Origin of the sequence: Kerstersia similis (assembly GCF_965139615.1) — a bacterium.
GTDB lineage: Bacteria > Pseudomonadota > Gammaproteobacteria > Burkholderiales > Burkholderiaceae_B > Kerstersia > Kerstersia similis.
Window position 1 is genome coordinate 20,347 of sequence record NZ_CBCSIQ010000031.1, and the last position, 25,317, is coordinate 45,663.

27 protein-coding genes and 2 tRNA genes are annotated in these 25,317 nt (G+C 59.6%); 17 read left to right on the top strand and 12 right to left on the bottom strand.

Annotated elements, in window-relative coordinates:
- Positions 1-38 precede the first annotated feature (38 nt).
- The 3 genes from prfB (at position 39) to ACNA1V_RS15515 (ending at position 3,941) form a co-directional block, all read left to right on the top strand.
- A protein-coding gene (prfB, locus tag ACNA1V_RS15505; protein ID WP_415834508.1) for a peptide chain release factor 2 occupies positions 39-1,143 on the top strand; the annotation gives its coding sequence in 2 pieces (ribosomal slippage) (positions 39-119 and positions 121-1,143; 1,104 coding nt in all).
- A 62-nt stretch (positions 1,144-1,205) separates the two neighbouring features.
- Positions 1,206-2,732 carry a lysine--tRNA ligase gene (gene lysS, locus ACNA1V_RS15510; protein WP_415834509.1) on the top strand — a complete coding sequence of 509 codons (1,527 nt, stop codon included), beginning with the start codon at positions 1,206-1,208 and terminating at the stop codon, positions 2,730-2,732.
- A gap of 105 nt (positions 2,733-2,837) precedes the next feature.
- On the top strand, positions 2,838-3,941 hold the full coding sequence (locus ACNA1V_RS15515) for a TonB family protein (RefSeq protein WP_415834510.1): 1,104 nt from the start codon (positions 2,838-2,840) through the stop codon (positions 3,939-3,941).
- 190 nt (positions 3,942-4,131) lie between these two features.
- On the opposite strand, the gene iscX is transcribed toward ACNA1V_RS15515, so the two are convergent.
- The 9 genes from iscX to ACNA1V_RS15560 form a co-directional block, all read right to left on the bottom strand.
- On the bottom strand, positions 4,132-4,326 hold the full coding sequence (gene iscX, locus ACNA1V_RS15520) for a Fe-S cluster assembly protein IscX (RefSeq protein WP_415834511.1): 195 nt from the start codon (positions 4,324-4,326) through the stop codon (positions 4,132-4,134).
- Positions 4,326-4,667 carry an ISC system 2Fe-2S type ferredoxin gene (fdx, locus tag ACNA1V_RS15525; RefSeq protein WP_415834512.1) on the bottom strand — a complete coding sequence of 114 codons (342 nt, stop codon included), beginning with the start codon at positions 4,665-4,667 and terminating at the stop codon, positions 4,326-4,328. Before fdx ends, iscX begins: the two co-directional genes overlap by 1 nt.
- 6 nt (positions 4,668-4,673) lie before the next feature.
- Positions 4,674-6,539, bottom strand: a complete 1,866-nt coding sequence (gene hscA, locus ACNA1V_RS15530) for a Fe-S protein assembly chaperone HscA (RefSeq protein ID WP_415834513.1) — start codon at positions 6,537-6,539, stop codon at positions 4,674-4,676.
- 90 nt (positions 6,540-6,629) lie between these two features.
- Positions 6,630-7,157, bottom strand: a complete 528-nt coding sequence (gene hscB, locus ACNA1V_RS15535; RefSeq protein ID WP_415834514.1) for a Fe-S protein assembly co-chaperone HscB — start codon at positions 7,155-7,157, stop codon at positions 6,630-6,632.
- A complete protein-coding gene (gene iscA, locus ACNA1V_RS15540; RefSeq protein WP_415834515.1) occupies positions 7,157-7,480 on the bottom strand; it encodes an iron-sulfur cluster assembly protein IscA in 324 nt (107 codons plus the stop codon). Before iscA ends, hscB begins: the two co-directional genes overlap by 1 nt.
- Before the next feature lie 3 nt (positions 7,481-7,483).
- Positions 7,484-7,867, bottom strand: coding sequence for a Fe-S cluster assembly scaffold IscU (iscU, locus tag ACNA1V_RS15545; RefSeq protein ID WP_068368519.1), 384 nt, complete (start codon positions 7,865-7,867; stop codon positions 7,484-7,486).
- Positions 7,868-7,898: 31 nt separating this feature from the next.
- The gene (locus tag ACNA1V_RS15550) at positions 7,899-9,113 is read right to left on the bottom strand and encodes an IscS subfamily cysteine desulfurase (protein WP_415834516.1); all 1,215 of its coding nucleotides are present in this window, start codon (positions 9,111-9,113) and stop codon (positions 7,899-7,901) included.
- A gap of 24 nt (positions 9,114-9,137) precedes the next feature.
- Positions 9,138-9,677 (bottom strand): Fe-S cluster assembly transcriptional regulator IscR, encoded by a 540-nt coding sequence (gene iscR, locus ACNA1V_RS15555; protein ID WP_415834517.1) that lies wholly within the window; start codon positions 9,675-9,677, stop codon positions 9,138-9,140.
- Positions 9,678-9,852: 175 nt separating this feature from the next.
- Entirely contained in the window at positions 9,853-10,344 is a 492-nt protein-coding gene (locus ACNA1V_RS15560; protein WP_415834532.1) for a low molecular weight protein-tyrosine-phosphatase, read from the bottom strand.
- Positions 10,345-10,817: 473 nt separating this feature from the next.
- On the opposite strand from ACNA1V_RS15560, the gene ACNA1V_RS15565 reads away from it, so the two are divergent.
- The 6 genes from ACNA1V_RS15565 (at position 10,818) to rfbC (ending at position 15,319) form a co-directional block, all read left to right on the top strand.
- On the top strand, positions 10,818-11,312 hold the full coding sequence (locus ACNA1V_RS15565) for a hypothetical protein (RefSeq protein WP_415834518.1): 495 nt from the start codon (positions 10,818-10,820) through the stop codon (positions 11,310-11,312).
- A 275-nt stretch (positions 11,313-11,587) separates the two neighbouring features.
- A tRNA-Met gene (locus ACNA1V_RS15570) sits at positions 11,588-11,664 on the top strand.
- A 197-nt stretch (positions 11,665-11,861) separates the two neighbouring features.
- On the top strand, positions 11,862-12,917 hold the full coding sequence (gene rfbB / locus ACNA1V_RS15575) for a dTDP-glucose 4,6-dehydratase (protein WP_415834519.1): 1,056 nt from the start codon (positions 11,862-11,864) through the stop codon (positions 12,915-12,917).
- Positions 12,918-12,925: 8 nt separating this feature from the next.
- Entirely contained in the window at positions 12,926-13,888 is a 963-nt protein-coding gene (rfbD, locus tag ACNA1V_RS15580; protein WP_415834520.1) for a dTDP-4-dehydrorhamnose reductase, read from the top strand.
- On the top strand, positions 13,878-14,774 hold the full coding sequence (gene rfbA / locus ACNA1V_RS15585; protein WP_415834521.1) for a glucose-1-phosphate thymidylyltransferase RfbA: 897 nt from the start codon (positions 13,878-13,880) through the stop codon (positions 14,772-14,774). Before rfbD ends, rfbA begins: the two co-directional genes overlap by 11 nt.
- A complete protein-coding gene (gene rfbC, locus ACNA1V_RS15590; RefSeq protein WP_415834522.1) occupies positions 14,774-15,319 on the top strand; it encodes a dTDP-4-dehydrorhamnose 3,5-epimerase in 546 nt (181 codons plus the stop codon). The genes rfbA and rfbC overlap by 1 nt, the downstream gene beginning before the upstream one ends.
- Positions 15,320-15,484: 165 nt before the next feature.
- On the opposite strand, the gene ACNA1V_RS15595 is transcribed toward rfbC, so the two are convergent.
- Together ACNA1V_RS15595 and ACNA1V_RS15600 are read right to left on the bottom strand one after the other, a co-directional pair.
- Positions 15,485-15,838, bottom strand: a complete 354-nt coding sequence (locus ACNA1V_RS15595) for an AzlD domain-containing protein (protein WP_415834523.1) — start codon at positions 15,836-15,838, stop codon at positions 15,485-15,487.
- A complete protein-coding gene (locus ACNA1V_RS15600; protein ID WP_415834524.1) occupies positions 15,835-16,539 on the bottom strand; it encodes an AzlC family ABC transporter permease in 705 nt (234 codons plus the stop codon). Before ACNA1V_RS15600 ends, ACNA1V_RS15595 begins: the two co-directional genes overlap by 4 nt.
- 479 nt (positions 16,540-17,018) lie before the next feature.
- Between ACNA1V_RS15600 and ACNA1V_RS15605 the strand changes: the two genes are divergently transcribed.
- The 3 genes from ACNA1V_RS15605 to ACNA1V_RS15615 are packed head-to-tail and all read left to right on the top strand — an operon-like array spanning position 17,019 to position 20,459.
- Positions 17,019-18,005 (top strand): Fe(3+) ABC transporter substrate-binding protein, encoded by a 987-nt coding sequence (locus ACNA1V_RS15605; protein ID WP_415834533.1) that lies wholly within the window; start codon positions 17,019-17,021, stop codon positions 18,003-18,005.
- A gap of 55 nt (positions 18,006-18,060) precedes the next feature.
- Positions 18,061-19,689: an ABC transporter permease gene (locus ACNA1V_RS15610; RefSeq protein ID WP_415834534.1), complete on the top strand. Its 1,629-nt coding sequence runs from the start codon at positions 18,061-18,063 to the stop codon at positions 19,687-19,689.
- Positions 19,686-20,459: an ABC transporter ATP-binding protein gene (locus ACNA1V_RS15615; RefSeq protein WP_415834525.1), complete on the top strand. Its 774-nt coding sequence runs from the start codon at positions 19,686-19,688 to the stop codon at positions 20,457-20,459. Before ACNA1V_RS15610 ends, ACNA1V_RS15615 begins: the two co-directional genes overlap by 4 nt.
- Positions 20,460-20,602: 143 nt before the next feature.
- Here the strand turns inward: ACNA1V_RS15615 and ACNA1V_RS15620 are convergent, their stop codons facing one another.
- A complete protein-coding gene (locus ACNA1V_RS15620) occupies positions 20,603-21,427 on the bottom strand; it encodes a hypothetical protein (RefSeq protein ID WP_415834526.1) in 825 nt (274 codons plus the stop codon).
- Positions 21,428-21,691: 264 nt separating this feature from the next.
- On the opposite strand from ACNA1V_RS15620, the gene xth reads away from it, so the two are divergent.
- The 5 genes from xth (at position 21,692) to repC (ending at position 25,202) form a co-directional block, all read left to right on the top strand.
- Positions 21,692-22,474, top strand: coding sequence for an exodeoxyribonuclease III (gene xth, locus ACNA1V_RS15625; RefSeq protein WP_415834527.1), 783 nt, complete (start codon positions 21,692-21,694; stop codon positions 22,472-22,474).
- 76 nt (positions 22,475-22,550) lie between these two features.
- Positions 22,551-22,626 (top strand) — tRNA-Ala (locus ACNA1V_RS15630).
- Positions 22,627-23,206: 580 nt separating this feature from the next.
- Entirely contained in the window at positions 23,207-23,509 is a 303-nt protein-coding gene (locus ACNA1V_RS15635; protein WP_415834528.1) for a DNA-binding protein, read from the top strand.
- 3 nt (positions 23,510-23,512) lie between these two features.
- The gene (locus tag ACNA1V_RS15640; protein WP_415834529.1) at positions 23,513-24,379 is read left to right on the top strand and encodes a helicase RepA family protein; all 867 of its coding nucleotides are present in this window, start codon (positions 23,513-23,515) and stop codon (positions 24,377-24,379) included.
- A complete protein-coding gene (repC, locus tag ACNA1V_RS15645) occupies positions 24,369-25,202 on the top strand; it encodes a replication protein C, IncQ-type (RefSeq protein ID WP_415834530.1) in 834 nt (277 codons plus the stop codon). Before ACNA1V_RS15640 ends, repC begins: the two co-directional genes overlap by 11 nt.
- The last annotated feature ends 115 nt before the right edge of the window (positions 25,203-25,317 follow it).

Below are 25,317 nucleotides of genomic sequence, written 5' to 3' on the forward strand. Positions count from 1 at the left end.
CCAAAGGCCGGTGAGGCAAGCGCATACCAGGAACCACGATGGAAGCAGAACGCCAGAACCAGATCGCCGCCCACCTCGAAGACTACGCCGACCGTGTCGGCCAGCTTCGGAGGTATCTTTGACTACGATAGCAAAGCTGAACGCCTGCAAGTCGTAAACGCCGAACTGGAAGATCCCACCATCTGGAACGACCCCCAGCATGCGCAGGATCTCGGACGCGAAAAGAAAAGCCTGGAAACGGTCGTGCTCACACTTGAGCACCTGCACAATGGCGTTCGTGATTCTCTGGAGCTGTTTGAACTGGCCAGCGCCGATGACGACGAGGCCACCCTGCTGTCCATCGAAGAGGATGCCCGCGGCTACCAGGTCGAACTGGAAGCGCTGGAATTCCGCCGCATGTTCTCAAATCCGGCCGATCCGCTGAACTGCTTCATCGACATCCAGGCCGGTGCCGGTGGCACCGAAGCCCAGGACTGGGCCTCCATGCTGTTGCGCCAGTACCTGAAATACTGTGAACGCAAAGACTTCAAGACCGAAATTCTGGAAGAATCGGAAGGGGATGTCGCGGGCATCAAGTCCGCCACCATCAAGGTGGAAGGCGACTACGCATTCGGTCATCTGCGCACGGAAACCGGTGTGCACCGCCTGGTGCGCAAAAGCCCCTTCGACTCCTCGGGCGGCCGCCATACCTCCTTTGCCAGCATTTTCGTGTACCCCGAGGTGGACGAATCCTTTGAAGTGGAAATCAATCCGGCAGACCTGCGCATCGACACCTATCGTGCCAGCGGCGCCGGCGGCCAGCACATCAATAAAACCGATTCAGCCGTGCGTATCACACACGGCCCGACCGGTATTGTGGTGCAGTGCCAGAACGACCGCTCGCAGCACCGCAACCGCGCCGAAGCCATGCAAATGCTGAAATCCAAGCTCTACGAGCTGGAAATGCGCAACCGTATGGCCGAGCAGCAGAAGCTGGAAGACTCCAAGACCGATGTGGGCTGGGGCCACCAGATCCGTTCCTATGTGCTGGACAACAGCCGCATCAAAGACCTGCGTACCAACGTGGAAATCTCCAACACCCAGAAAGTGCTGGACGGCGACCTGGACCCTTTCATTCAGGCCAGCCTGAAGCAGGGCCTCTAAACAGACCCACCGGCCCGCCGGACTTCCCGCCACGCTCCCGAACGCCCTAGCAACTCATCGACATGACTGATTCTTCCACGCCCGCCACGCCCGTCACCGACGAAAACCGCCTGATTGCGGAACGGCGCGGCAAACTGGCCCGCCTTCGCGCAGAAGGCGTCGCTTTCCCCAATGACTTCCAACCGGACGCGCATGCGGCCGACCTGCACCAGCGCTACGGCGAGATAGATGCAGAAGCGCTGGAGCAAGCGCCGCCTGCCATCGTCCGCCTTGCTGGCCGCATGATGCTCAAACGGGTCATGGGCAAAGCCAGTTTCGCCACGCTGCAGGATGGCAGCGGCCGCATCCAGATCTATCTGGATAAAGGCGTGCTGGGCGAAGATGTCTATGGCGCCTTCAAGCAGTGGGATATCGGTGACATCATTGCCGTCACGGGCCGCATCTTCAAGACCCGCAAGGGCGAGCTGTCGATTCATGCCAGCGAAGCCCGCCTGCTGGCCAAGTCGCTGCGCCCGTTGCCGGACAAGTTCCACGGCGTTTCCGACCAGGAACTGCGTTATCGCCAGCGCTATGTCGATCTGATCATGACGGAAGACACGCGCCGCACCTTCTTGGCACGCAGCAAAGCCATCGCAGGCATCCGCCAAGCGATGGTCGAGGCCGGCTTCCTGGAAGTCGAAACGCCCATGCTGCACCCCATTCCCGGCGGCGCCAGCGCCAAGCCGTTTGTCACGCACCACAACGCGCTGGACATGGAAATGTTCCTGCGTATTGCCCCTGAGCTTTACCTCAAGCGCCTGATCGTGGGCGGCTTCGAACGGGTCTTCGAAGTCAACCGCAACTTCCGTAACGAAGGCGTCAGCCCGCGCCACAACCCTGAATTCACCATGATGGAATTCTACGCAGCCTATGCGGATTACCGCTGGCTGATGGAATTCACCGAGGGCCTGATCCGTCAGGCAGCCATCGCTGCGACCGGCAGCGCCAAGCTTGAATATCAAGGCCGTGAACTGGATCTGGGCCAGCCTTTTGACCGCCTGACCATCGTGGGTGCCATTCTGAAATACGCGCCCAGCTATCAGGAAAGCGACCTGCAGGATGCGGATTACCTGCGCAAGGAACTGGCCCGTCTGGGGGCAGACGTCAAAGGTCCGGCGCTCGCACGCGCAGGCCTGGGCGCCCTGCAGTTGGCCCTGTTCGAAGAAACGGCGGAAGCCCAGCTGTGGCACCCCACTTTCATCATCGACTATCCGGTGGAAGTCTCGCCGCTGGCGCGCGCGTCCGATACCCAGCCTGGCATTACCGAGCGCTTCGAACTGTTCATCACCGGCCGCGAAATCGCCAACGGCTTCTCGGAATTGAATGATCCGGAAGACCAGGCCGAGCGCTTCCGCGCCCAGGTGGAAGCCAAGGATGCCGGCGACGAAGAAGCCATGTACTTCGACGCAGACTATATCCGCGCCCTGGAATACGGCATGCCCCCTACCGGCGGCTGCGGTATCGGCATTGACCGTCTGGTCATGCTGCTGACCAACAGCCCCAGCATTCGTGATGTCATCCTGTTCCCGCATTTGCGGCGGGAAGATTAATCCCTCACTGCTACCATTCCCCTGCACCGGCGCCCAACAAGGCGCCGGTGTTGCATCCAGCCCTGTCCCTACCTCCATGCACGGCGCGCAGCACCTAGCGCCCTGATGACGATGCCTTCTCTCATGCAGCGTTTTTACCAGCGCGCCTTCGCCGCCCTGCTCCCCTTGCTGGCTTCCATCCCGGCCCATGCCCAGGACAAGCCGCCGGCGCTCGTCGAACAGTCTTTCAGCCAGCCGACGCATGTGCCCCCCCAAAGATCCTCGAGTCTCGTTGAAGCCAACGCCCTGATGGCAGCCGGAAACGATGAGGATGCCGTCCGCCTGCTCGAAAGCATCCTCTACCAAACGAATATCCACTACTCGTCCGCACGTCAGAAAGCCGATCTTTATCACGCGCTTGGCACGGCTTACCATCACGCATCTCGTCCTCAGGACGCCAAGCGTGCCCTGCTCTTCACCCACACGCTTTACCGAGACCTGGAGGCGGAGCCCCTGACTCATGCCGCCTTGCTCGTCGAGCTGGCCCAGATCGAAGCCGAGGCAATGGCAAGCACGAGCGGCAATCAGGAAGCAGCCATCCAAACCTACAGCACCCTGCAGGCGGGCTATCTCAGGCAGGCCATCAGTGTGTTGGGCGCCACACCGTCCCAGGCCCACTTATCGCAAATGGCCGACCTGAGCTGCCAACTGGCAGAGCTTTACCAAGCCCGCAACAAACGGGATACCGCAGCGAAACTCCGGCAAAGTTGCATGCAGGCACGCAGCCGCCATGCCATAAGGAATATAGGCGCGCAGCAACAAGCCATGCTCGCAGTACTGGCGACACTGGCCGATCCCGAAGACTGGAACGACCCCAACCCTGCAGACCCGATCGTCAGCAAACCCGTCGTCACCAACCAGCTCACTCCCGACTACCCTGTTATCGCCCGACGCCTGGGCCAGGAAGGCATCGTAGAGGTACTGATCCACATTGACAGCAAAGGGAAACCGAGCCGAGTCGCCCTTGCCGCCAGCAGTGGCTATCCGAGGCTGGATGCCTCTGCCATTGCCGCAATCCAACAGTGGCAATTCAGCCCGGCCAGAACCAAAAGCGGCAAGGCCGTCGATGCCGCCCTGATAATTCCCATCTCATTCATCCTGCAACGCGCCAAGGTGCCCGCCCAGGGCAGCCTGCCTGCTTTCAATAGCTGGCCTCCGCCCCGTCCGTAAGCAATTTGCTGCAAACCGGTGCCTGAAGCATAGACGAGCCACATACAACACACTCCCCCAAAGACTGGCGCAAATGGCTCTGCACAAGCAAGTCTGTGCAAATGGGACTGCACGTATGCATTCCGGCAGCGAAACGTGCAAACAAAAAACGCCCCGAAGGGCGTTTTTTGTTTGACCAGGGATCCAGGGATCAACGGGCTTCGTCGATCCAGGCTTCCAGAATCGCTTCCAGAATGCGTTCGTTCGACGCTTCGGGATTGTCCTCGAATTCAGGCAGGGCCACGATCCAGGCATGCATGTCGGTGAAACGCACCGTCAGGGGATCGACATCCGGGTAAGCGTCATACAACGCTTCTGCAATGGCCAGGCTATCAGTCCATTTCATCAGTGATTTTCCTTGGCGTGATTGATCGAATACTTGGGGATCTCCACCACCAGGTCTTCGTCGCTAACCTTCGCCTGGCAGGACAAGCGCGACACGGGCGTCAAGCCCCAGGCGCGATCCAGGTAATCTTCTTCGGTATCCGTGGCTTCAGGCAAGGAATCAAAGCCTTCGCGTACGATCACATGACAGGTCGTGCACGCACATGACAATTCGCAGGCGTGCTCGATCTCGATGTGATTGTCCAGCAGAATGCGGCAAATGGACTCTCCCTGAGGCGCGTTCTCTATGACTGCGCCTTCGGGGCAAACCTCGGGATGGGGTAAAACAGTAATCTTCGGCATGTCATCTCAAGCTATGTCATTCAGAGTGCGCCCTTTGAGCGCTGCCCTGATACTGCGATCCATGCGCCGCGCCGCGAACTCGTCGGTGGCATCTGAAAGCGCCTGGGTCAATTTTCTTACCATGTCCACATGGCTGCCATCATCCAGAGCGCCGACAGCCGCCATGGCAGCATCCACAGCGCCACGCTCAGCCGGCGACAGCAGATCGGCATCGTCTTGCAAGGCGGCCTGCACCGATTCATACAGACGACGCGCTTCGACCAATGCTTCGCGCAGCATGCGAGCCTGGGCGTCGTCATCCGCCAGCGCCACGCTATCGGCCAGCATACGTGCCACTTCTTCGTCACTCAGGCCATAAGAGGGCTTGACTGCCACGGAGGCTTCGACTCCCTGGCTCATCTCCCGTGCCGTCACACTGAGCAAACCATCGGCATCCACCTGGAAGGTCACCCGGATACGGGCAGCACCTGCCACCATAGGCGGAATACCACGCAGCTCGAAATGCGCCAATGAACGGCAATCCGACACCAGTTCACGCTCGCCCTGCACGACATGAAAACTCATCGCGCTCTGGCCGTCCTTGAAGGTCGTGAACTCCTGCGCCCGCGCAACCGGAATGGCGCTGTTGCGTGGCACGATGCGCTCCACCAGCCCGCCCATGGTTTCCAGCCCGAGCGACAGCGGCAGCACATCCAGCAACAGCCAATCATCCCCGGCACTCTTGTTGCCAGCCAGCAGATCCGCCTGCTGCGCTGCGCCCAAAGCAACCACCAGATCCGGATCCAGCTCGATCCTGGGCTCCAGCGCAAAGGCCTCACGCACTGCTGCGCGGATGACGGGCATGCGCGTCGCACCGCCGACCATCACGACGCCTTGCAGCGCAGCCCGATCCAGGCCCGCATCGCGCAACGTCCGCTGCACGCAAGCCAAGGTACGGTCCACCAGCGGCTGCGCCAGCTCAGCAAAACGCTCCGCGCTCAACTCGCGCGACAGGCGTCCCAAGGTTTCCAGATGGGCATCCAAACGGGCGACCGGCGCATCGGACAACGCTTCGCGCGCCTGGCGTGCTGCCACCAGCAGCTTGCGGTAGTCCGGCTTGTCCAACGTTGCAACATCGGCAATGCCAGCCAACCAGTCATCGACAATCACGGCGTCGAAATCATCACCGCCCAAGGCCGTGTCCCCGGCCGTGGCCACGACTTCAAACACGCCACGGCTCAGCTTGAGAATGGAGATGTCAAACGTGCCGCCACCCAGGTCATAAACGGCGTAAATTCCCTCTACACCGCTATCGAGGCCATAGGCCAAGGCTGCGGCCGTGGGTTCATTGAGCAGGCGCAGTACATTGAGTCCGGCCAAGCGGGCGGCGTCGCGTGTCGCCTGGCGTTGCGCGTCATCAAAATAGGCCGGCACCGTAATCACAGCACCAACCAGATCATCACCCAGCGTTTCACGGGCACGCTCATGCAACTCGGAGAGCACCTTGGCGGATGCCTCCACGGGCGAAATATCGCCTTGCACCGTCCGGATCCGAACCATGCCCGGTGCATCCACGAACTCATAAGGCGCCCGGCTGCTGCGGGCCTCCTGAAACGAGCGGCCCATGAAACGCTTGAAAGACACCAGCGTATTGAACGGATCCTGGGCCTGCATCGCCAGGGCTTCACGCCCTACCACGACATTGCCGTCCGCGAGGTAGCGCACTGCCGAAGGCAGCAACACCTTGCCGTGGATATCCGGCAGCGCATCGCAGACACCACTGCGTACTGCTGCCACGATGGAATTGGTGGTACCGAGATCTATGCCGACAGCCAGCCGGCGCTGGTGTGGTGCGGGCGCTTCGCCCGGTTCCGAAATCTGCAAAAGTGCCATATCTATCCTATCTGCCCCGCCACCTTGCGCCTGAGTACAGACGCGCCGAAGCCGGCCCGCCCGCCGGTGGCGGGCCGCATCATACTGTTTCTAGGCGCCGTCGTGACGCACGCTTTCGACTTCCTGCTCCAGCTTTTCCAGGAACATCCACTCGCGCACGACCTTCGCCGCACCTGCCACATCGTTATCTTGATCCAGCAACACCGCCAACCGTACCTGCGCCGCGGCGCGAGCCTGCCCCAAGGCCTGGCTCAAATCGTCCAGCAAGGCAGCATCTTTGCGCTGACGTGCTTCATCGAGCTGCTCACGCCACTCCAGCTGCTGCATCAGGAAAGCCGGGCTCATCGCCGTATTGGTTTCTACCTGCAGATCTACGCCCTGGACCTCGCACAGATAACGTGCCCGCGCCAAAGGATTGCGCAGCACCCGGTAGGCCTCGTTGGCGCGCGCCGCCCATTGCATGGCGACGCGCCTGGCGGCAGGCGTCGCCGTTGCATAGCGATCAGGATGCACTTGTGCGGAAACCGCCAGCCAGGCTTTTTCCAGCGCCACCAGATCAATCTCATAGCGACGCGGCAGGCCGAACAGGCCGAAATGATCGTTTTCCGCAGACAACATTACACCGTGAACGACTCGCCGCAGCCGCAGGTCGCCTTTTCATTGGGGTTATTGAACTTGAAACCTTCGTTCAGCCCTTCACGGCCGTAGTCCAGTTCCGTGCCATCAATGTAGGACAGGCTCTTGGCATCGACGAACACCTTGACGCCGAAACTTTCGAACACATGGTCCGCAGGATCCGGCGTATCGACATACTCCAGCTTGTAGGCCATGCCGGAGCAGCCTGTGGTGCGAACACCCAGGCGCAAGCCGACACCCTTGCCGCGTTTCCGCAAGAACTTGTCGATGTGTTCCGCCGCTTTCGAGGTAAGGGTAACAGCCATGGCTCAGCTCGCGTGTTTGTCCTGATAATCCTTGATCGCCGCCTTGATGGCGTCCTCTGCCAGAATCGAGCAGTGGATTTTAACCGGCGGCAACGCCAGTTCCTGTGCGATCTCGGTGTTGCGGATTGCCGCAGCTTCGGCCAGCGTCTTGCCCTTGACCCATTCGGTGATCAGCGAGCTGGAAGCAATGGCCGAACCGCAACCGTAAGTCTTGAAGCGCGCGTCTTCAATCACACCCTCTTCGTTGACACGAATCTGCAATTTCATCACATCGCCACAGGCGGGCGCGCCCACCATGCCGGTACCCACCTTGTCGTCATCCTTATCAAAGGAACCGACGTTACGGGGATTTTCGTAGTGGTCCAGAACTTTATCGCTATATGCCATGATGATCTCCTTGGACGACCTGTTCAGGCCATCAATGCGCCGCCCATTGGACGGAATTCAAATCTATGCCTTCCTTGGCCATTTCCCACAGCGGCGACATGTCACGCAGCTTGCCGACGCGGCCCTTGACCAGCGCAATGGCTGTGTCGATTTCTTCCTGGGTGGTGAAACGGCCCAGCGTGAAGCGGATCGAACTGTGCGCCAGTTCGTCATTGCGGCCCAGGGCGCGCAACACGTAGGAAGGCTCCAGGCTGGCCGAAGTGCAGGCCGAACCACTGGAAACCGCCAGCTCCTTGAGCGCCATGATCAAGGACTCGCCTTCAACATAATTGAAGCTGATGTTGAGGTTGCCGCAGACACGATGCTCCATGCTGCCGTTGACGTAGGTTTCTTCGATATCGCGCAGACCTTCGAGCAGTCGATCGCGCAGTGCGCCGATGCGGGCGTTATCGGCTGCCATTTCCTCGCGCGCCAGGCGGAAGGTTTCCCCCATGCCAACGATCTGGTGCGTGGCCAGCGTGCCGGAGCGGAAACCGCGCTCATGGCCACCACCATGCATCTGGGCCAGAATGCGCACACGCGGCTTGCGGCGAACATACAGGGCACCAATGCCCTTCGGACCATAGGTCTTGTGCGCGCAGAAGGACATCAAATCAACTTTCAGCTTCTGCAGGTCGATTTCAACCTTGCCGGTTGCCTGTGCCGCGTCCACATGGAAAATGATGCCGCGCTCGCGGCAGATTTCGCCAATGGTTTCGATGTCCTGGATGACGCCGATTTCGCTGTTGACGAACATGATGGACACCAGAATGGTGTCCGGACGCAGAGCTGCCTTGAAGACGTCCAGATCCAGCAGACCGTCGTCCTTGACATCCAGATAGGTCACTTCAAAGCCCAGGCGCTCCATTTCGCGGCAGGTATCCAGCACAGCCTTGTGCTCGGTCTTGACCGTGATGATGTGCTTGCCCTTGTCGGCATAAAAATGCGCGGCGCCCTTGATGGCGAGGTTGTCGGACTCCGTGGCGCCCGACGTCCAGATGATTTCCCGCGGATCCGCGTTGATCAACTTGGCAACTTCTGCCCGTGCATTTTCGACGGCTTCCTCGGCTTCCCAGCCATAGGCGTGGGAACGCGAAGCAGGATTGCCGAAATGCTCGCCCAGGTAAGGCACCATTTTTTCGATCACGCGAGGATCGACAGGCGTGGTTGCAGCGTTATCAAGATAGATGAGGCGGTTGATAGTCATGAAAAGCTCCGGAAATTCTGGACATCAGGCCACGGCATGCGTCGCGGCGGCCTTGTTTGCTGCCGGCCGGCAGGACGATTTCTCGACCCGGACCGCAGTGGAAACTCCGTGCTCGGCATCCTGGCTGGCTTCCTGCAGCATGCGCATGCGATGCTGATCGACCAGATCCTGCAGAGATACGGAATCAAGGTAATCCACCATTTTTCGGTTCAGCGTGGACCACAGTTCATGCGTCATGCATTTGCCGGAGCGGCCATCCTTGCCGCTGCTACAGTCGCGCTTGCCGCCACAACTGGTGGCGTCCAGCGGTTCATCCACAGCAAAAATGATGTCCGCGACAGTCACCTTGCGCGCCACACGAGCCAGCGAATAACCGCCGCCCGGGCCGCGCATGCTCTCCACCAGTTCATGGCGGCGCAGTTTGCCGAACAATTGCTCCAGGTAGGAAAGCGAGATGTTCTGCCGCTGACTGATGGCGGCCAGCGTTACGGGACCGCTATGCTGGCGCAAGGCCAGGTCTATCATGGCGGTCACGGCAAAACGACCCTTGGTGGTCAAGCGCATGACAAGCTCCTGTGATCTGCCGGGCCCACATCAACATGCGGTAGCCCAGCGCTATTCCCGAGTGATTAACTCAAGTATAACGAATTCCCGAGTGTCTTGCTAGGATTAATAGACCAGAAAAAGCCGCGTCGAACGCGGCCTCTTCATGCGGCAAGCCCTAACGCGCCAAACGGCGTCAGGCGGCCTGGTACTGCGTGACCCGCTTGCGCAGGAAATCCAGCATGCCCTGACAGGCATCCTCAATGTAATCCAGCGTTTTACCAAAGCCTTCCGGGCCACCATAGAATGGATCGGGCACCGTTGCCTCTTCATGCTCATTGGCGAAACTCATCAGCAAACGCAACTTGTGCTGATAGGCACGAGGACACACCTGCTTGAGCGCCGTCAGGTTTTCCCAATCCATGGCCAGCACGAGATCGTAATCCTGAAAATCCTGAGCAGTCACCAGACGTGCGCGCTGCTGGGAAATATCGTAGCCACGCTTGCGCGCCGCCGCCTGCGCACGCGCATCGGGGGCCTCACCGACATGATAGTCGTGAGTGCCTGCGGAAGCGACGCCAATCAGTCGGGAAAGTCCGGCATCATTAATCAAATGCCGGAAAACACCCTCCGCACTGGGCGATCTGCAAATGTTGCCCATGCAGATGAAAAGTACCTTGGTCATCATGGGGCGTAAGTGTGCGGGAAAACCCCCAACATGGCAAGCATTTTTTGCCCATTTCCGGCAATTGAAATCGCCGCGAAATAACGAAAAAAATAGCGAAAAATCCATCAACCCGCTGCCATAGCATGCCTAGTCATCAACTCGGAAATTCGCTCCAAGCCAGCGCAGACAGGCGCCCTGCCGCGCCAGCGCAACGCTTTGGCACTATCTTCCAAAGCCCCAGGAAAATTACCTTTCGGCGCAGTTTCCAAAGACAGAATTTGACACTTCTTTCACGCGGGCTTGATATTTGACACGTTTTTTATGAATATCGACTAACAAGCCAGATAAAAAAGGATTAGCCTATACGGCGACGGATGGAAATCTTTCCCTGTAATCCGTTCGGGCGAGCGAAACACCACAGATAGATTCCTGTACTGCATTTCGCCACCCCGTCCTTATTTGCCTTCTTCGTCCGTCCATCGGGAGTAATATCAATGAATACGAAACTCAATCGCATTGCAATCGGTGCCATTGCAGCCTCACTGCTGGCACTCGCTGCATGCGAGCAAAAAACCAACTCCGCACCTGCGCCGGCCCCGAGCAGCAGCGCGCCTGCCCAGACCCCCGCCCCGGCGGCTGAGGCACCGGCAGCAAGCACGCCCGCCCCCGGCACACCGGAAGCCGCTCCTGCCGCCCCCCAGGCACCGGAAGCTGCGCAGGAAAGCACTTTTCGCGACAGCGTGAGCCGCAGCCTGGATAAAGCGCGCGACACAACGGAAGATGCCGCCAAGAAGACCCAGGACGCCATCAGCGAAGCAACCGAGAAGGTGACGGAAGACGCCAAGAAAATTGGTGAGGATGTGACGGAAAAAACCCAGGCCTTGCAAGATCGCATCAGCACTGCGACTGAATCCTCCAAGACGGAAATCGACAAGGCCGGCAGCACGCCGGACGGCATCAGCAGCGCAACCGAAGCCACCAAGCAGTAATACCGGCAGCAGTAACAGCACAGCGACCTAGCCAGAAACGGCCAGGCGCCCTGCGACAGGAAGCCACGGCGCCATACCCTCATGGCGCCGTGGCTTCGTCTGTTTCCATACATGCAACGCAACCGATGTCGGCGTATCCGCGCCCTGGCTGCGATAGCTGATGCCACGCTTTTCACTTCCTCCGCTGCACACCAATATTTTTTTATGCTATAGTCGCGATCTTCGCTGGTGCTTTGCCATTCGAACCCGTTCGATTTGGCCTGGCTTTGCGAGTTGGCGCATTAGCTCAGTTGGTTAGAGCGACGGAATCATAATCCGCAGGTCCGGGGTTCGAGTCCCTGATGCGCCACCAGAATTTCCTGAAAAAGGCCAGTCTCGCAAAGACTGGCCTTTTTTCGTTCAAGCCGGGAGTTGCTCCCTGTGCTGCCCCAAATTCACGGACTGTAGCAGTAGCATACGAACTCCGGATCGCGTCGGCCTAGCATGACAGGACTCACGGCGCATACTGCCTAGCCATTTCTCTGTGCCCGCACTTTCGGGATACTCACCATGACTCTGCTCGTTACTGGCGGTGCCGGCTTTATCGGCAGTCATTTTATTCTCGAGTGGTTTAACCACAACCAGGAAACCGTTCTTAATCTTGATGCCCTGAACTACGCCGGCAACATGGCCAACCTGGCGCCACTGAAACAAGATGCTCGCCATCGGTTTGTTCACGGCGATATCCGCGATCGCGATCTGCTGGCCCAAGTCTTGGCCGATCACCGGCCTCGCGCACTGGTGCATTTCGCTGCACAAACCCACGTGGACCGATCCATCGACGATCCCACTGCCTTCATTCAGACAAATGTCGATGGCACCGGCGTCCTGCTGGAAGCTTGTCGCCATTACTGGAGTGCCTTACCAGAAGACGAACGTGCAAGCTTTCGCTTTCTGCACATTTCCACCGATGAAGTCTATGGCTCTCTCTCCCTCACGGCTGACGCTGCAACGGAAGCCCACCCTTATCGGCCCAGCAGCCCCTATTCTGCAAGCAAGGCAGCGAGTGACCATCTGGTCATGGCCTGGCACAGAACCTACGGCCTACCTGTTCTGATTTCTCACTGCTCCAATAACTACGGCCCCCACCAGTTTCCCGAGAAGCTGATTCCCTTATTTCTGGCCAACGCCCTCGCAGGCAAATCGCTGCCCTTGTACGGCAACGGACTACAGCAGCGCGATTGGCTGTACGTCAGCGATCACTGCACCGCCTTGCGCATGCTGCTTGCCGATGGACGTCCTGGCCAACGCTATAACATCGGCAGCGGAACCGAAACCAGCAATCTTGAAATTGCGCTCACCTTGTGCGCCTTGCTGGATCAGCGGCGGCCGCGCACAGACGGCCGTCCTTATGCGGAACAAATCAGACATGTCGCCGACCGCCCTGGACATGATATGCGCTACGCGCTGGATACACGGAAAATCCAGCAGCAGTTGGGCTGGAAAGCAAAGATACCCCTACACGATGGCCTGGCGACAACGGTGGATTGGTATTTGACCAACCCCGCATGGAGCCCCCTCGCAATCAGCACTGAAACGCCAGCCTGGCGTGAGCATCGCCCATGAGTTCCATTTTGCTCTTCGGTGCCAACGGACAATTGGGTCGAGCTTTGGTGCGACACCTGGAACACCACGGCTTCCCTGCTTTCCCGGGATGCTCCAACCCATCTCGCCGACTGCTCCTACATACTCCAACACGAGCACAATGCGATCTGCGCGATGAAGCCAGCATCACCGCACTCATTCATGACTGCCGTCCTCAAGTCATTCTTAATGCTGCAGCGTTCACCGCTGTGGATCGTGCTGAAACGGAAAAACAGCAGGCCCATGCCATCAATGGCTCAGCCGTGGCTGCCATGGCAGATGCCGCTGCCCGCACCAGCAGCTGGCTAGTACATTTTTCCACTGATTATGTGTTCGATGGCAAACTGCATCGGGCATACCACGAAGAAGACATGCCCCGGCCCTTGTCTGTTTACGGCCAAAGCAAGCTTGAGGGTGAACAGGCGGTTCTAACCAGCCACTGCCACCACCTGATTTTCCGTACGAGCTGGCTTTACAGCAACGGCCCAGGCAATTTCCTAAGCACTATTCTTCAACGCCTGCAGCAAAACCCATCCAGCCCCTTGAATATCATCGCGGACACGCGCGGCACGCCAAGCAGCGCCTCACGCGTCGCCAGCGCGTCCCTGGCTGCGCTGGCGCAATGCCTGCACGCGGAACCTGCCCATGCTCCTGGCGGCCTGTACCATCTGAGTGCCGGCGGCTGCACAAGCTGGTACGACTATGCCCAATTTGCGACGCAATATGCGGAAACATTGGGCTTGGTACCCTGCAACAGCAGCGCACGCCTGCATCCCATCACCGCAAGCGAATGGCCGGCACCGGCGCCACGCCCACAGAATTCCCAGCTGAATAATCTGCGGTTTCAACAACAATTCGGCCTGACAATCCCCAACTGGCACGATGATGTGCGCCTGACCCTGGAACTCCTTGCCCGGCAGCCCGGAGGGCTGACTCCGCCCCATGAAAACTAGCCCAACTTCCCGTAAAGGCATCCTACTCGCTGGCGGCTCAGGTACCCGCCTGTACCCGGCTACGCTGGCCATTTCCAAACAACTGCTACCTGTGTATGACAAACCGATGGTCTATTATCCGTTGACCACGCTCATGCTGACCGGCATACGGGAAATACTGATCATCAGCACACCTGCAGACACCCCGCTGTTTCAGCGCCTGCTGGGCGATGGCAGCCAATGGGGTCTGTCCCTGAGTTACGCTGTCCAGGCCGAGCCTGGCGGCATTGCCCAAGCCCTGATCATTGCCCGCGACTTTCTTGCCGGCCACCCCAGCGCACTGATACTGGGCGACAATATTTTCCATGGTCACGATCTGGCACCGCTCTTGCGCCACTGCTGCGCCCAAACTGATCAGGCAACAGTTTTTGCATATCGGGTGCAGGATGCGCAACGCTATGGCGTCGTCGAGTTCGACCAACATGGCACAGCAATTGCGATTGAAGAAAAGCCCAGGCAGCCGAAATCCGACTATGCTGTCACAGGCCTATATTTTTACGATGCCAGCGCCACCGATCGCGCCCAATTGTTGCGTCCTTCTGCACGCGGCGAATTGGAAATTACCGATTTGAATCTCTCCTATCTGGCACAACGTAAGCTACATGTTGAAACCCTGGGCCGAGGTTACGCGTGGCTGGATACAGGCACCCATGAAGCCCTACAGGAAGCCAGCCAATTCATTGCCACACTGGAAAAACGGCAAGGTCTCAAGGTGGCCTGCCCCGAAGAAATTGCCTATCGCCTGGGATATATCAACACGCCACAACTGCAGGCGCTTGCCGATGCCATGCCCAACAGCCCTTATGGACACTACCTGGCCACACTGCCACGCTCACGGGTGTTCTGATGCAAGTGGAAACGACACATCTACCGGGCGTCATGCTGTTCAGCCCGAAGATCCACACGGACGCACGCGGCTATTTTCTAGAAAATGTGAACCTACGTCGGCTACGGGAAGCACTGGCGCTTCCCACACTGGAATTCGTTCAGGAAAATCTTTCGCAGTCACGCCGCCATGTCCTGCGAGGCCTGCACTTCCAGCGTGAGCCACACGCACAAGGCAAACTCATCAGCGTCACGGCAGGAGAGATTTTCGATGTCGCGGTCGATATCCGTCCCGACTCCCCGACTTTCGGCCGCTGGACCGGTACTCTGCTATCCGCCAGCAACCGTCGCCTGTTTTGGATACCTCCCGGCTATGCCCATGGATTCTTGACGCTTTCCGAGCATGCGGATTGCCTCTACCGAACCACCCATTACTGGAATGCAGCAGCAGAAGGTTCCATACGCTGGAATGACCCGACCCTTGCAATAGACTGGCCCTTGTCTGCCCCGCCCATTCTCTCGGATCGAGATCAAGCTGCACCGCTACTGCAGAATGCACTGCCATAGTTCGGCCCATCCATTGACCTACATGCGCAGAAAGCGAGAAGCAGGCACGAAGCCAAACCAGCCATTCCATTCAAGCCTGTTGCAACCGACGCGCCTCAAGCCCCATCCCTACCAAAAACCTTCCCTGCGCATTCCCAGCACGGACAGCACGGCGGTGGGAAACTCCTACAGAACGGCTTCTGCCACCGGCAGGCACAGATACAACAAGCCATATACCGCTGCGCCGGCCAGCGTCGGCCCGGCGATGCCGCCGAAACAGCGCTTGAGCACAAGAATGACTCCCAGCGACAGCAACACTGCCAGCACCCGCCAGATATCGGGGTGCTGCGCCACCATGGGCCAGAAAGACACCGCCAGCAAGGCAGCAATGGCAGCAGGGCCAATGCCGCGCAATAAGCGCTGCGCCACACCGTCGGCTGCGGCCGCTTCCCTGACACGCGCTTGCCGGCGCATGGGCAACCAACGGATCAGGAAGGTCCCGATGCCACAGAGCAGCACAATCAGCTCGTTCTCTGTCATGCCTGCCCCCTCATCCCGCCCGTCACCGGCACCAGGCCTGAAGCGGCGCCGATCAACATGCCGAACGCCAATGCGTGATAGCCAGGCAACCATTGCAGCAACAGCACGCAGGCAATGGCAGTCGTGACAATCACCCGCATATGCTTCCACACCCCGATTTCCAGCAGCAAGGCAAAAAACAGACCCGGCAAAATAAAGGATAGCGCCGCCTGGAGGGCGGCTGGCGGGTGTTCGAAATACCCCCCCAATGCGACGCCCAGCACCGTCCCCAGCACCCAGGAAGCATAGGCGCCGGTCTGCAGGCCTAGATACCAGCGTTCACGCTGTTCTTCGGGCACGTCAGCCATACGTGTCATGGATGCCGCAAAGACCTCATCAGTCAAGCCAAACGCCAAGACCGGCGTAGGTATGCGGCCATCACCAGAACGCCGGTAGCGCCCCCACAGCGAGGGCCCGTAAAACAGGTGGCGGGCATTCATTAACAACACCGTCGGCAAAGCCGTCAGCAAGCCAGCACCGGAGGCAAGCAGAGGAATCAGCACAAACTGGCTTGCACCGGCATAGACCACCACAGACAACATCAACGTAGTCAAGGGCGACAAACCGGCTTGCAAGGCAGCCAGGCCGAACGAAAACGCCACCGGCAGATATCCCGCCGCAATGGAAAGGCTAACTTGCAGCCCTTTGAAAAAAGCTCGCATGAGATGACATCAGAGTATGAATCTGGCCAAACGACCAACCCGCCATCATAACGCTCCGCCCTGACTGCGAATATATGGACTGGTTAGATGCATAAGAACAATCGGCCTGGATAAGGACGATTGCACCAATAGCTGCCGCACCATGAATCACCGCACTGTCACAAACATAAAAAAATTCAGCTTGGATTCAGCTTTTGGTTTAATATTGATTCTCATTTGTTTGATTTGGTGCCTGCTTGGCATCAGATGGCAGCAGATATATGTACGTTGGGCCCATCATGCGGCCATGCGTATGTGCCCGCCGCTGGCAGGCTTGTCAGATATATGTCAGCGACGTCGATTTGTGTCGTTTTACCTTGCTGTTTTCCACCCGTGAATTCCTTGCGCGCGGCCTTTTCTGTGCCGCTGCACCCTTCATACGGAGATTCCTGATGCCTTCCAGCCGTTCCGTTCTTGCTTTGACCCAAGCCGCTGTGCTGATGGGGTCGCTTGGTTACAGTGTGCTTGCCAGCGCCAGCGGCGACGTCAACCTCTACACCACGCGCGAACCCGGCCTGATCCAGCCTTTGCTGGATAAGTTCAGCGAACAGAGCGGCGTCAAGGTCAATACGGTATTTGTCAAAGATGGCCTGGCCGAGCGCGTGAAGGCCGAAGGCAGCCAATCTCCCGCAGATGTCCTGATGACGGTGGACGTTGGCAACCTGCTTGACCTCGTTGACAGCGGCGTTACCCAGCCTGTCCGTTCCGCTGCGCTGGAAGCAGCCATCCCCGCCAACCTGCGCAGCGCCGATGGGGAATGGTTTACGCTGTCGCTGCGCGACCGTGTCCTGTACGCCGACAAAGACCTGGCACTGGAGTCTTTCACCTACGAAGACTTGGCAAAACCGGAATGGAAAAACCGGGTTTGCATCCGTTCCGGCCAGCACCCCTATAACGTCGCCTTGATTGCCGCCTATATTGCCCACCACGGCCCGGAAGCCACCGAAGAATGGCTCAAAGGCGTGAAATCCAACCTTGCCCGCAAGGCGACCGGTGGCGACCGTAACGTCGCGCGCGACATTCTTGGCGGCATTTGCGATATCGGCATTGCCAACGCCTATTATGTCGGCCAGATGCGCTCCGCCGAAGAAGGCTCCGATAACCGCAAATGGGGCGATGCAATCAAAGTGATACGCCCGACCTTCGACAACGGCGGCACGCACGTCAATATCAGTGGCGCTTCCGTGGCAAAACATGCCCCCAACCAGGAAAATGCCGTCAAGCTGCTGGAGTTCCTGGTGTCCGACGATGCGCAGAGCCTGTACGCCAAGGCCAACTACGAGTACCCGGTCAAGGCTGGCGTCGCCCTGGATCCCATCATCGCCAGCTTCGGCGAACTGCAAGTCGATACGCTGTCGTTGCCTGAAATTGCCAAGCACCGCAAGCAAGCCAGCGAACTGGTCGATAAGGTAGGCTTCGATCAGTAATCCCTCAGGATCTGCATTGCAGCGCCCCCTGTTCCGCCTGCGGCCAGCGTCGTTCATGACGGCGCTGGCCGTGCTGCTTGCCGCCTGTGTCCTGGCCCCCCTGGCGGCCCTGGCCTGGGAAGCCAGCCGCGGCAGCGACGGGCTATGGCAACACCTGGGCCGGAATGTGCTGCCGACAGCCGCGAGCAATACGCTGCAATTGCTCGCGGGCGTTGGCGTACTCACTATCGTTCTGGGCGCAGGTTGCGCATGGCTGGTCAGCGCCTATCGCTTTCCCGGCAGGAGCATCCTGTCCTGGGCGCTACTGCTGCCTCTGGCGGTTCCAACCTACATCGTTGCCTACGCCTACCTCGACCTGCTGCACCCGCTCGGCCCGATCCAGGAAGGCCTGCGCCAACTGCTGGGCTATGACTCCCCGCGCCAGTTCCGCCTGCCAGACATCCGCTCGCTGGGCGGTGCAATTCTGCTGCTGGGTTTCGTTCTCTATCCCTATGTTTACCTGACTGCGCGCATGATGTTCCAGACGCAGGCCGCCAGCCTGCTGGAAGCCGCACGTACGCTTGGGGCATCGCGCCGCGAAGCATTTTTCCGGGTAGCGTTACCGCTGGCGCGACCTGCGGTTGCCGTCGGTGCCAGCCTTGCCTTGCTGGAAACGCTCAATGATATCGGCGCATCGGAATTTCTGGGTGTCCAGACCCTGACCGTCGCCGTCTATAACACCTGGATCAGCCGTTCCGATCTCGCCGGGGCAGCCCAGATTGCGCTGTCCATGCTGGCGTTGGTCGTCCTGCTGATCTGGCTGGAACGCCACGCGCGCCGACGCCAGCGCTATGCCATCACGCAAAGGCCGCGCCCGCTCACCGCTGTCACCCTGACAGGATGGCGCGGCTGGCTCGCCTGCTGCCTGGCAACACTACCTGTCCTGCTCGGTTTCATCCTGCCGGCCGCCTACCTGCTGCAGCAAACCCTGCGCTATTTCGACAGCAACGGCGCCCTGTCCCAGCAACTCGTCGCCAGCGCCACCAATACCATCAGCATCGCCGCCTTTGCCACAGCGCTGACCCTGGCAGCCGGCCTGATACTGGCTGCGGCCCACCGCCTCGCGCCTGGCCGCCACGGCTCTCGCCTGAGCCTGCTGGCACAGCGTATCGGCAGCCTGGGCTACGCTGTTCCCGGCACCATCGTGGCCATCGGCCTGCTGGCACCGATGGCCTGGGTGGACCAGGGTCTCAATGCCATCACGACGCTCTGGGGAAGTGCGCCACGCCTGTGGCTCATGAGCAGCGTCGCGGCCCTGACACTGGCATATGTCATACGTTTCCTGGCCATTGCCGCTAGCGGCATCGAGGCGGGCTATGCCCGTATTCCGCCATCACTGGATCGTGCTGCCCGCAGCCTGGGTGAAAATGAAGCTGGCGTCCTCCGCCGGGTGCATTTGCCGCTGTTGCGGCCTGCCTTATTCAGCGCCGCCCTGCTGGTCTTTGTCGATACCATGAAAGAACTGCCGGCTACCTTGCTGCTGCGCCCCTTGAACTTCGAAACGCTGGCCACCTGGCTTTATGCCGAAGCCGCCCGTGGCACCTATGAAGAAGGTGCGGTTGCCGCCCTGGCCATCGTCGCGGCGGGCCTCCTTCCCGTGATTCTGCTGGCCCGCGCCGGCAGCCGCTCAACCCAGACGCAATGACCACCACGCCCTATCTCTCGCTGGAGCAACTGACCCTTTCCTATCCGGGCCGCCCGGTACTATCCGGCTTCACCCTGCAGCTGGAGCGCGGTCACCTCGGCGCCTTACTCGGCGCATCCGGCTGCGGCAAAAGCACAGTCTTGCGTGCCATTGCAGGTTTTGAACCGGTACACGCCGGCCGTATTCTCCTGGAAGGCCGCCTGCTCGCCGGAGATGGCTGCAATGTCCCCCCTGAGGAACGCCATATCGGCATGATGTTCCAAGACTATGCGTTGTTTCCGCATCTTTCCGTGGCACGCAACATTGCCTTCGGACTGCGGCGCCAGCCCCGCGACGCCCAAGCACAACGTGTTGCGCTCATGCTGGAACTGGTCGGCCTCAGCGGCTTGGGGCAGGCATATCCTCATGAAATCTCAGGCGGGCAGCAGCAACGGGTCGCCCTGGCACGCGCCCTGGCTCCCGAACCCGGACTCCTGCTGCTGGATGAACCTTTCTCCAACCTCGACACCCTGACCCGGGAACGCCTGGCCTTCGACGTCCGCGATATTCTCAAAGATAGCGGCGCCACGGCCTTGCTGGTCACACACAACCAAGCCGAAGCTTACGCCATGGCTGACCGCATGGGTATCATCGTCGATGGCGCCTTGTGCCAATGGGGCAGCCCGCGCGAACTCAGCGAACAACCTGCAGACAACCGTGTTGCGGAGTTTCTTGGCCTGCATGACACGCTGAACAGCAAACGGGCCGCCGCCCGCTTGCGCGCGCTCTGAAGCCATCCAGCGCCCACGGCGCACTGTGGGCCAATACCAACCTCAGCAACCAAGCGCCCTTCACAAGCCTGGGCACCAAGGCTGCAATGCCTGCGGGCTTACACAAGCTACGCAAGCAAACGCTCAAGCCGACAACCATGGACTTACTGATCGCCCACCACTTCCCACTCTGTCGGGCCGGCAGCCGGGAACAGGCGCGCGCCCTGTTTGGTCTTGCGCGGCACGGGATTCGACGGCCTGGCCACCTCTCCTTTACGCTGGAATACAGTCTGCTCGGAACAAAGCGTCAGCAATAGCGCAACCACGACGGGCAATACCCGTGCCGTCTGCTGCGCGGCCCCGGCATCATTCTGCTGCGCTGCCGTTTTTTCCAAGCCGGCCTGATTGACATCAGCCTCACGCTCGGACGCCTCAATCGCCCCTTGCACGGCATCGGCCAGCGTCGCAGCCCCCAGATCCAGAATCAGGGGCGTCAAGCCAGCCTCTTCATCCAGCAACAAGCGCAACTCCAGCGCGCCATTATTGGCATCGTGCTCCAGGTGTGCCCAGACGCCATACAGGCCATCCTCCAGCCCTGGGACTTCCAGATACACGCCCCACTCCGGCAACGTGAACAATGTCTCGCAAGACAGATTCAGCTCAGCCGGTGTCTCGCGCAGCGCCGCCAACAGCGACGGCTGGAACCGGTAGATGCCTTGAGTCATGCGCCATGCGCCCAAAGCGGCCAAACGCGATACATCCAGCAAGGATGCCAAATTATTGATTTCCTTACCGCCATGCCGGGCGCGGGCCACAATTGCATACCAACCACCCAAAGGCAGATAACACCAATCCTGCCAGCGCGGCTTGCCGGGCTGACCGTTGATCGAGCGGAACAACTCAGCCTTTTTCCAGGCCTCGGGGTACGCTGCGGCAGCGGCCGACAAAGCTTCACACGCGCGATGGGTCTTTTTTTGCATTTGGGACATAAACAGTTAACAGCCCTTGCCATCTGCCCATGATTGGCGATGTGCAAGACGACAAGACTTTGAAGGAAAACAGGGATTTTACGGGAGCCAGGCGCCGAACGCCGAAAATCCCTTCCGGCGCTGGAAAGTCCTCTGTACACCCTCAGCCGCCCCCCTCTTGCGCCCGCTGTTACCATAACGGGTTGCCGGGCACGCTTCATGAACGGCCTGACAACTGTTCTGCCCGATCCCGACACCCATCGTCATCAAGAGGTCTCGTCCCCAATGAAACTTGCAGCCTGGAACGTAAATTCCCTGAAAGTCCGACTGCCCCAGGTCATCGACTGGCTGACCGCCAACCCTGTCGATGCCCTCTGCCTGCAGGAACTCAAGCTGGAAGACGACAAATTCCCGCTCGCCGCCTTCACGGAATTGGGCTACCACGCTGCCTGGGCTGGCCAGAAAACCTATAACGGCGTTGCCGTCATTTCGCGTCAACCGGGTGCCGATATCGTACGCAACATTCCCGGCTTTGAAGACCCGCAGCGCCGCCTGCTGGCAGCCACCCTGCCCGACCCGGCTGGCGGAGACATTCGTGTCGTCAGCGTGTATTGCCCTAACGGCCAGGCGCTCGACAGCGAAAAGTATCCCTACAAACTCAGCTGGTTCGCCGCCCTGCACGAATGGCTGCGCGAAGAACTGCAACGCTACCCCAAACTGGCCATCCTGGGCGACTACAACATCGCTCCTGACGACCGCGATGTCCATGACCCCGCCAAATGGGCGGGCCAGGTACTGGTTTCGCCCAAAGAGCGGGCTGCCTGGACGCAACTGCTGGATCTTGGCTTGAGCGACTCCTTCCGCCTATTTGAACAAGCCGAAAAAAGCTATAGCTGGTGGGACTACCGCCAAGGCGCCTTCCGCCGCAACGCAGGCCTGCGCATCGACCATGTTCTGCTTTCCGACGCACTGAAAGACCGCTGCGTAGCCAGCCTGATCGACAAAACCCCACGCGCAAATGAACAGCCGTCGGACCACGCGCCGGTCGTTACCGAACTGAAAATCTGAGGCGATACCAGGCCTGCCGTCCACCAGAAGGCGCTTGCAAACTGAAAACCGCAGGCCTATAATTTCTCTCTTACTTGGGGCGGTAGCTCAGCTGGGAGAGCGTCGCGTTCGCAATGCGAAGGTCGGGAGTTCGATCCTCCTCCGCTCCACCAAAATTTCCAGTTAAAACAAGGCACTACGTTTAGCGATGTAGTGCCTTGTTTTGCATTTCAGAGCAGGTTTTGCCACAATAGGTGTGGCAAAATTGTGGCAAGCCACAGCACCCCGCAGCGGGTTTTCGGCATGCGCAACGCATGACAATGCACGAAGCTGTTGCTAAGATACCCCCATCGAGAAATTCGGTTTGCCACGCGCTGAAGACGTTGTGAACGGCTCCGAGAAAAAAGCAAAGGATGGATGCGGGTAGCGCCGCTCACACTCCACCAAGCGAGAGCCACGGATTGTTCAGCAGCACCCACCGTAAGCGGATCGATGGGAACGCCAGAAAGGATGCGCCAAGCATCGCCAGTCGATACCCCCGCCGGTCAGAATGGGGCCGGTTAAACAAAGGTCGGTATCGGCACGGAAAGCGGGCAAGCAACTTGGGGCACAACCCCACCGAGTCTTTTCCGATGCGATGCCGGTCACAGCGGCTCAGTAGAGCAAGGGCGTGATCGGCTAGGTCTGGAGTCGGGGCCGCGGACTCATTCGAACTTGGCCGACATATGTCGGTCGGGATCGGAGACGTTTGCCATGAAACCTCTGCTCACCGTCGAGCAACTGGCTCAGTACATACACAAATCCGTCAACAGCATCCGCAGTGATGCGTGCCGCAACCCGCAATCGTTGCCGCCGATCTGCCGCCTGCCCAACACCAAGCGCCTGCTGTGGCGCATCGAGGACGTGGAGGCATGGCTTGCTGGCCACGTCGCTATTCAGGCTGCGGATGCCGCTGCCACAGAATCACGCACTACGCGCCGTGGCAGGCCCACCAAAGCCGAAACTGTCGCCCGCCAACGTCATGCGCAGGCCCAGCCAGCATTGACGCGAGGGTGAGGCATGGAGATCCTCGACTACACACATATCTTTGAACATGCCCCGATTGCCAGAGACATGATCTGGCCAGGTTTTCAGGCTGGCAAAGTCGGCGCCCTGATCGCGCCTGGCGGCATCGGAAAGAGCACCTGGGCATTGCAGGCGGCGATGGCCGTTGCGTGCCCTGTTCCTGGTGGTGATTTGCTGAACCTGGCCCCGAGCAAGACCGGCAAAGTGTTCTACCTGGCGGCGGAAGATGACGCCCTGGAGCATCACCATCGTGGCTATGCAATCCGCAAGTACCTATCTGCGGACGCCCGCGCCGCCATCGCCGCGAACTTTGCCTTGTCGCCATGCAGCCGCTTCAACATCATGGCGAACGATGACTTCACCAGCTTGCAGAAATACACGGAAGGCTACCGCCTGATCGTGTTGGATACGCTCAGCCGCATTCACCAACTCGATGAGAACAGCAACGGCGATATGGGCTTCCTGATCGCCCGCCTGGAACTGCTGGCCAGCACTACGGGCGCTGCCGTCCTGTATGTGCATCACACCAGCAAAAGCAGCGCACGCGATGGCTTGCTCGATCAGCAGCAGGCTGCACGCGGCGCATCGGCCCTGATCGACAACGCCCGGTGGTGCGGCTATCTGGCACGCATGACCGAGGATCAGGCTAAACGCTTCATTGACCCTCAAAACAGCCCTGCCGCCATCGGTGCTGATCGACGCAGCGCGTTCCTCCGCTTGGGGGTATCCAAGCAGAACAACAACGCCGCACCACTGGCCCAATGGCTGGAACGCCAGGAAGACGGTGTTCTGCGCCCCGTACCGCTCCAACAGGCGACAAGCAAGGCGCGTGACACCCGGAGGCTTGTCGATGGCTTCTAACCTCACTCACGCCCGCCACGACCCTATGCACTGCCTTGCACCAGGACTATTCCGCAGCCTGAAACGCGGCGACCGCAAGAAACTCAAACTGGATGTGACCTATCGGTATGGCGACAACGAATGCGCCCGCTTTATCGGCTTCGAACCGCTGGGCGCGGACGATATGCGCTTGCTCCAGGGCTTGGTAGCCCTGGCTGGCCCCAATGGCGTCATTCTCACGGCAGCCCCGACAGGACACTTACCGAAGCAACTGCGGCTGGGCCTGTCGCCAAAGCTCGATGCCAAGGACAGTGACGGCCTGGTGGTGCGACACCACATCACTCGCTTGATGGCCGAAATCGGCTGGCATGACAGCGGCGAGAACATCCGCACAGTCAAAGCCAGCTTGGTACGCATGTCAAACGTGACCGTCATTATCGACAGCGGCCCACGTCGAGCCTCTTTCCACTTGATGAGCCATGCATTCGATGCCGAGGACGGCAAGCTGTTCGTATGCCTGAACCCCCAGATCGCAGAGGCCGTGCTGGGACATCGGCCACATTCGCGTATCGACTTGAACGAAGTTCGCCGCCTGAACAGCGACCCGGCCAGACTGATGCACCAACGCCTATGTGGCTGGATTGATCCAGGCAAGCAAGGCAGCGTGGAACTGGACACACTCTGTTCCTACATCTGGCCCGACGCCGCCAATACCGAAGCAATGAAGAAACGCCGCCAAGCGACTCGCCGCGCCCTGGTTGAACTGCACAACGTCGGTTGGGGCGTCGAGGAATACAGCAAGGGAAAATGGATGCTGCGTAAGCGTCTGGGCAACCCACCTTGACGAACGGCCGCGTTAGCGGCCGTTGTCTTTCAGTCCGTTCTCTCCGGCTGCCAGCGATGCGGCAGCAGTTCTCCGATCCGGCCATTGTGCAGCGTCGGCAACCGAGTAAGCACGT

Bases quoted from the DNA above. Each gene is read 5' to 3' on its own strand.
- lysS (WP_415834509.1), top strand. From the start codon at position 1,206: ATGACTGATTCTTCCACGCCCGCCACGCCCGTCACCGACGAAAACCGC.
- ACNA1V_RS15515 (WP_415834510.1), top strand. From the start codon at position 2,838: ATGACGATGCCTTCTCTCATGCAGCGTTTTTACCAGCGCGCCTTCGCC.
- iscX (WP_415834511.1), bottom strand. From the start codon at position 4,326: ATGAAATGGACTGATAGCCTGGCCATTGCAGAAGCGTTGTATGACGCT.
- fdx (WP_415834512.1), bottom strand. From the start codon at position 4,667: ATGCCGAAGATTACTGTTTTACCCCATCCCGAGGTTTGCCCCGAAGGC.
- hscA (WP_415834513.1), bottom strand. From the start codon at position 6,539: ATGGCACTTTTGCAGATTTCGGAACCGGGCGAAGCGCCCGCACCACAC.
- hscB (WP_415834514.1), bottom strand. From the start codon at position 7,157: ATGTTGTCTGCGGAAAACGATCATTTCGGCCTGTTCGGCCTGCCGCGT.
- iscA (WP_415834515.1), bottom strand. From the start codon at position 7,480: ATGGCTGTTACCCTTACCTCGAAAGCGGCGGAACACATCGACAAGTTC.
- iscU (WP_068368519.1), bottom strand. From the start codon at position 7,867: ATGGCATATAGCGATAAAGTTCTGGACCACTACGAAAATCCCCGTAAC.
- ACNA1V_RS15550 (WP_415834516.1), bottom strand. From the start codon at position 9,113: ATGACTATCAACCGCCTCATCTATCTTGATAACGCTGCAACCACGCCT.
- iscR (WP_415834517.1), bottom strand. From the start codon at position 9,677: ATGCGCTTGACCACCAAGGGTCGTTTTGCCGTGACCGCCATGATAGAC.
- ACNA1V_RS15560 (WP_415834532.1), bottom strand. From the start codon at position 10,344: ATGATGACCAAGGTACTTTTCATCTGCATGGGCAACATTTGCAGATCG.
- ACNA1V_RS15565 (WP_415834518.1), top strand. From the start codon at position 10,818: ATGAATACGAAACTCAATCGCATTGCAATCGGTGCCATTGCAGCCTCA.
- rfbB (WP_415834519.1), top strand. From the start codon at position 11,862: ATGACTCTGCTCGTTACTGGCGGTGCCGGCTTTATCGGCAGTCATTTT.
- rfbA (WP_415834521.1), top strand. From the start codon at position 13,878: ATGAAAACTAGCCCAACTTCCCGTAAAGGCATCCTACTCGCTGGCGGC.
- rfbC (WP_415834522.1), top strand. From the start codon at position 14,774: ATGCAAGTGGAAACGACACATCTACCGGGCGTCATGCTGTTCAGCCCG.
- ACNA1V_RS15595 (WP_415834523.1), bottom strand. From the start codon at position 15,838: ATGACAGAGAACGAGCTGATTGTGCTGCTCTGTGGCATCGGGACCTTC.
- ACNA1V_RS15600 (WP_415834524.1), bottom strand. From the start codon at position 16,539: ATGCGAGCTTTTTTCAAAGGGCTGCAAGTTAGCCTTTCCATTGCGGCG.
- ACNA1V_RS15605 (WP_415834533.1), top strand. From the start codon at position 17,019: ATGGGGTCGCTTGGTTACAGTGTGCTTGCCAGCGCCAGCGGCGACGTC.
- ACNA1V_RS15610 (WP_415834534.1), top strand. From the start codon at position 18,061: ATGACGGCGCTGGCCGTGCTGCTTGCCGCCTGTGTCCTGGCCCCCCTG.
- ACNA1V_RS15615 (WP_415834525.1), top strand. From the start codon at position 19,686: ATGACCACCACGCCCTATCTCTCGCTGGAGCAACTGACCCTTTCCTAT.
- ACNA1V_RS15620 (WP_415834526.1), bottom strand. From the start codon at position 21,427: ATGTCCCAAATGCAAAAAAAGACCCATCGCGCGTGTGAAGCTTTGTCG.
- xth (WP_415834527.1), top strand. From the start codon at position 21,692: ATGAAACTTGCAGCCTGGAACGTAAATTCCCTGAAAGTCCGACTGCCC.
- ACNA1V_RS15635 (WP_415834528.1), top strand. From the start codon at position 23,207: ATGAAACCTCTGCTCACCGTCGAGCAACTGGCTCAGTACATACACAAA.
- ACNA1V_RS15640 (WP_415834529.1), top strand. From the start codon at position 23,513: ATGGAGATCCTCGACTACACACATATCTTTGAACATGCCCCGATTGCC.
- repC (WP_415834530.1), top strand. From the start codon at position 24,369: ATGGCTTCTAACCTCACTCACGCCCGCCACGACCCTATGCACTGCCTT.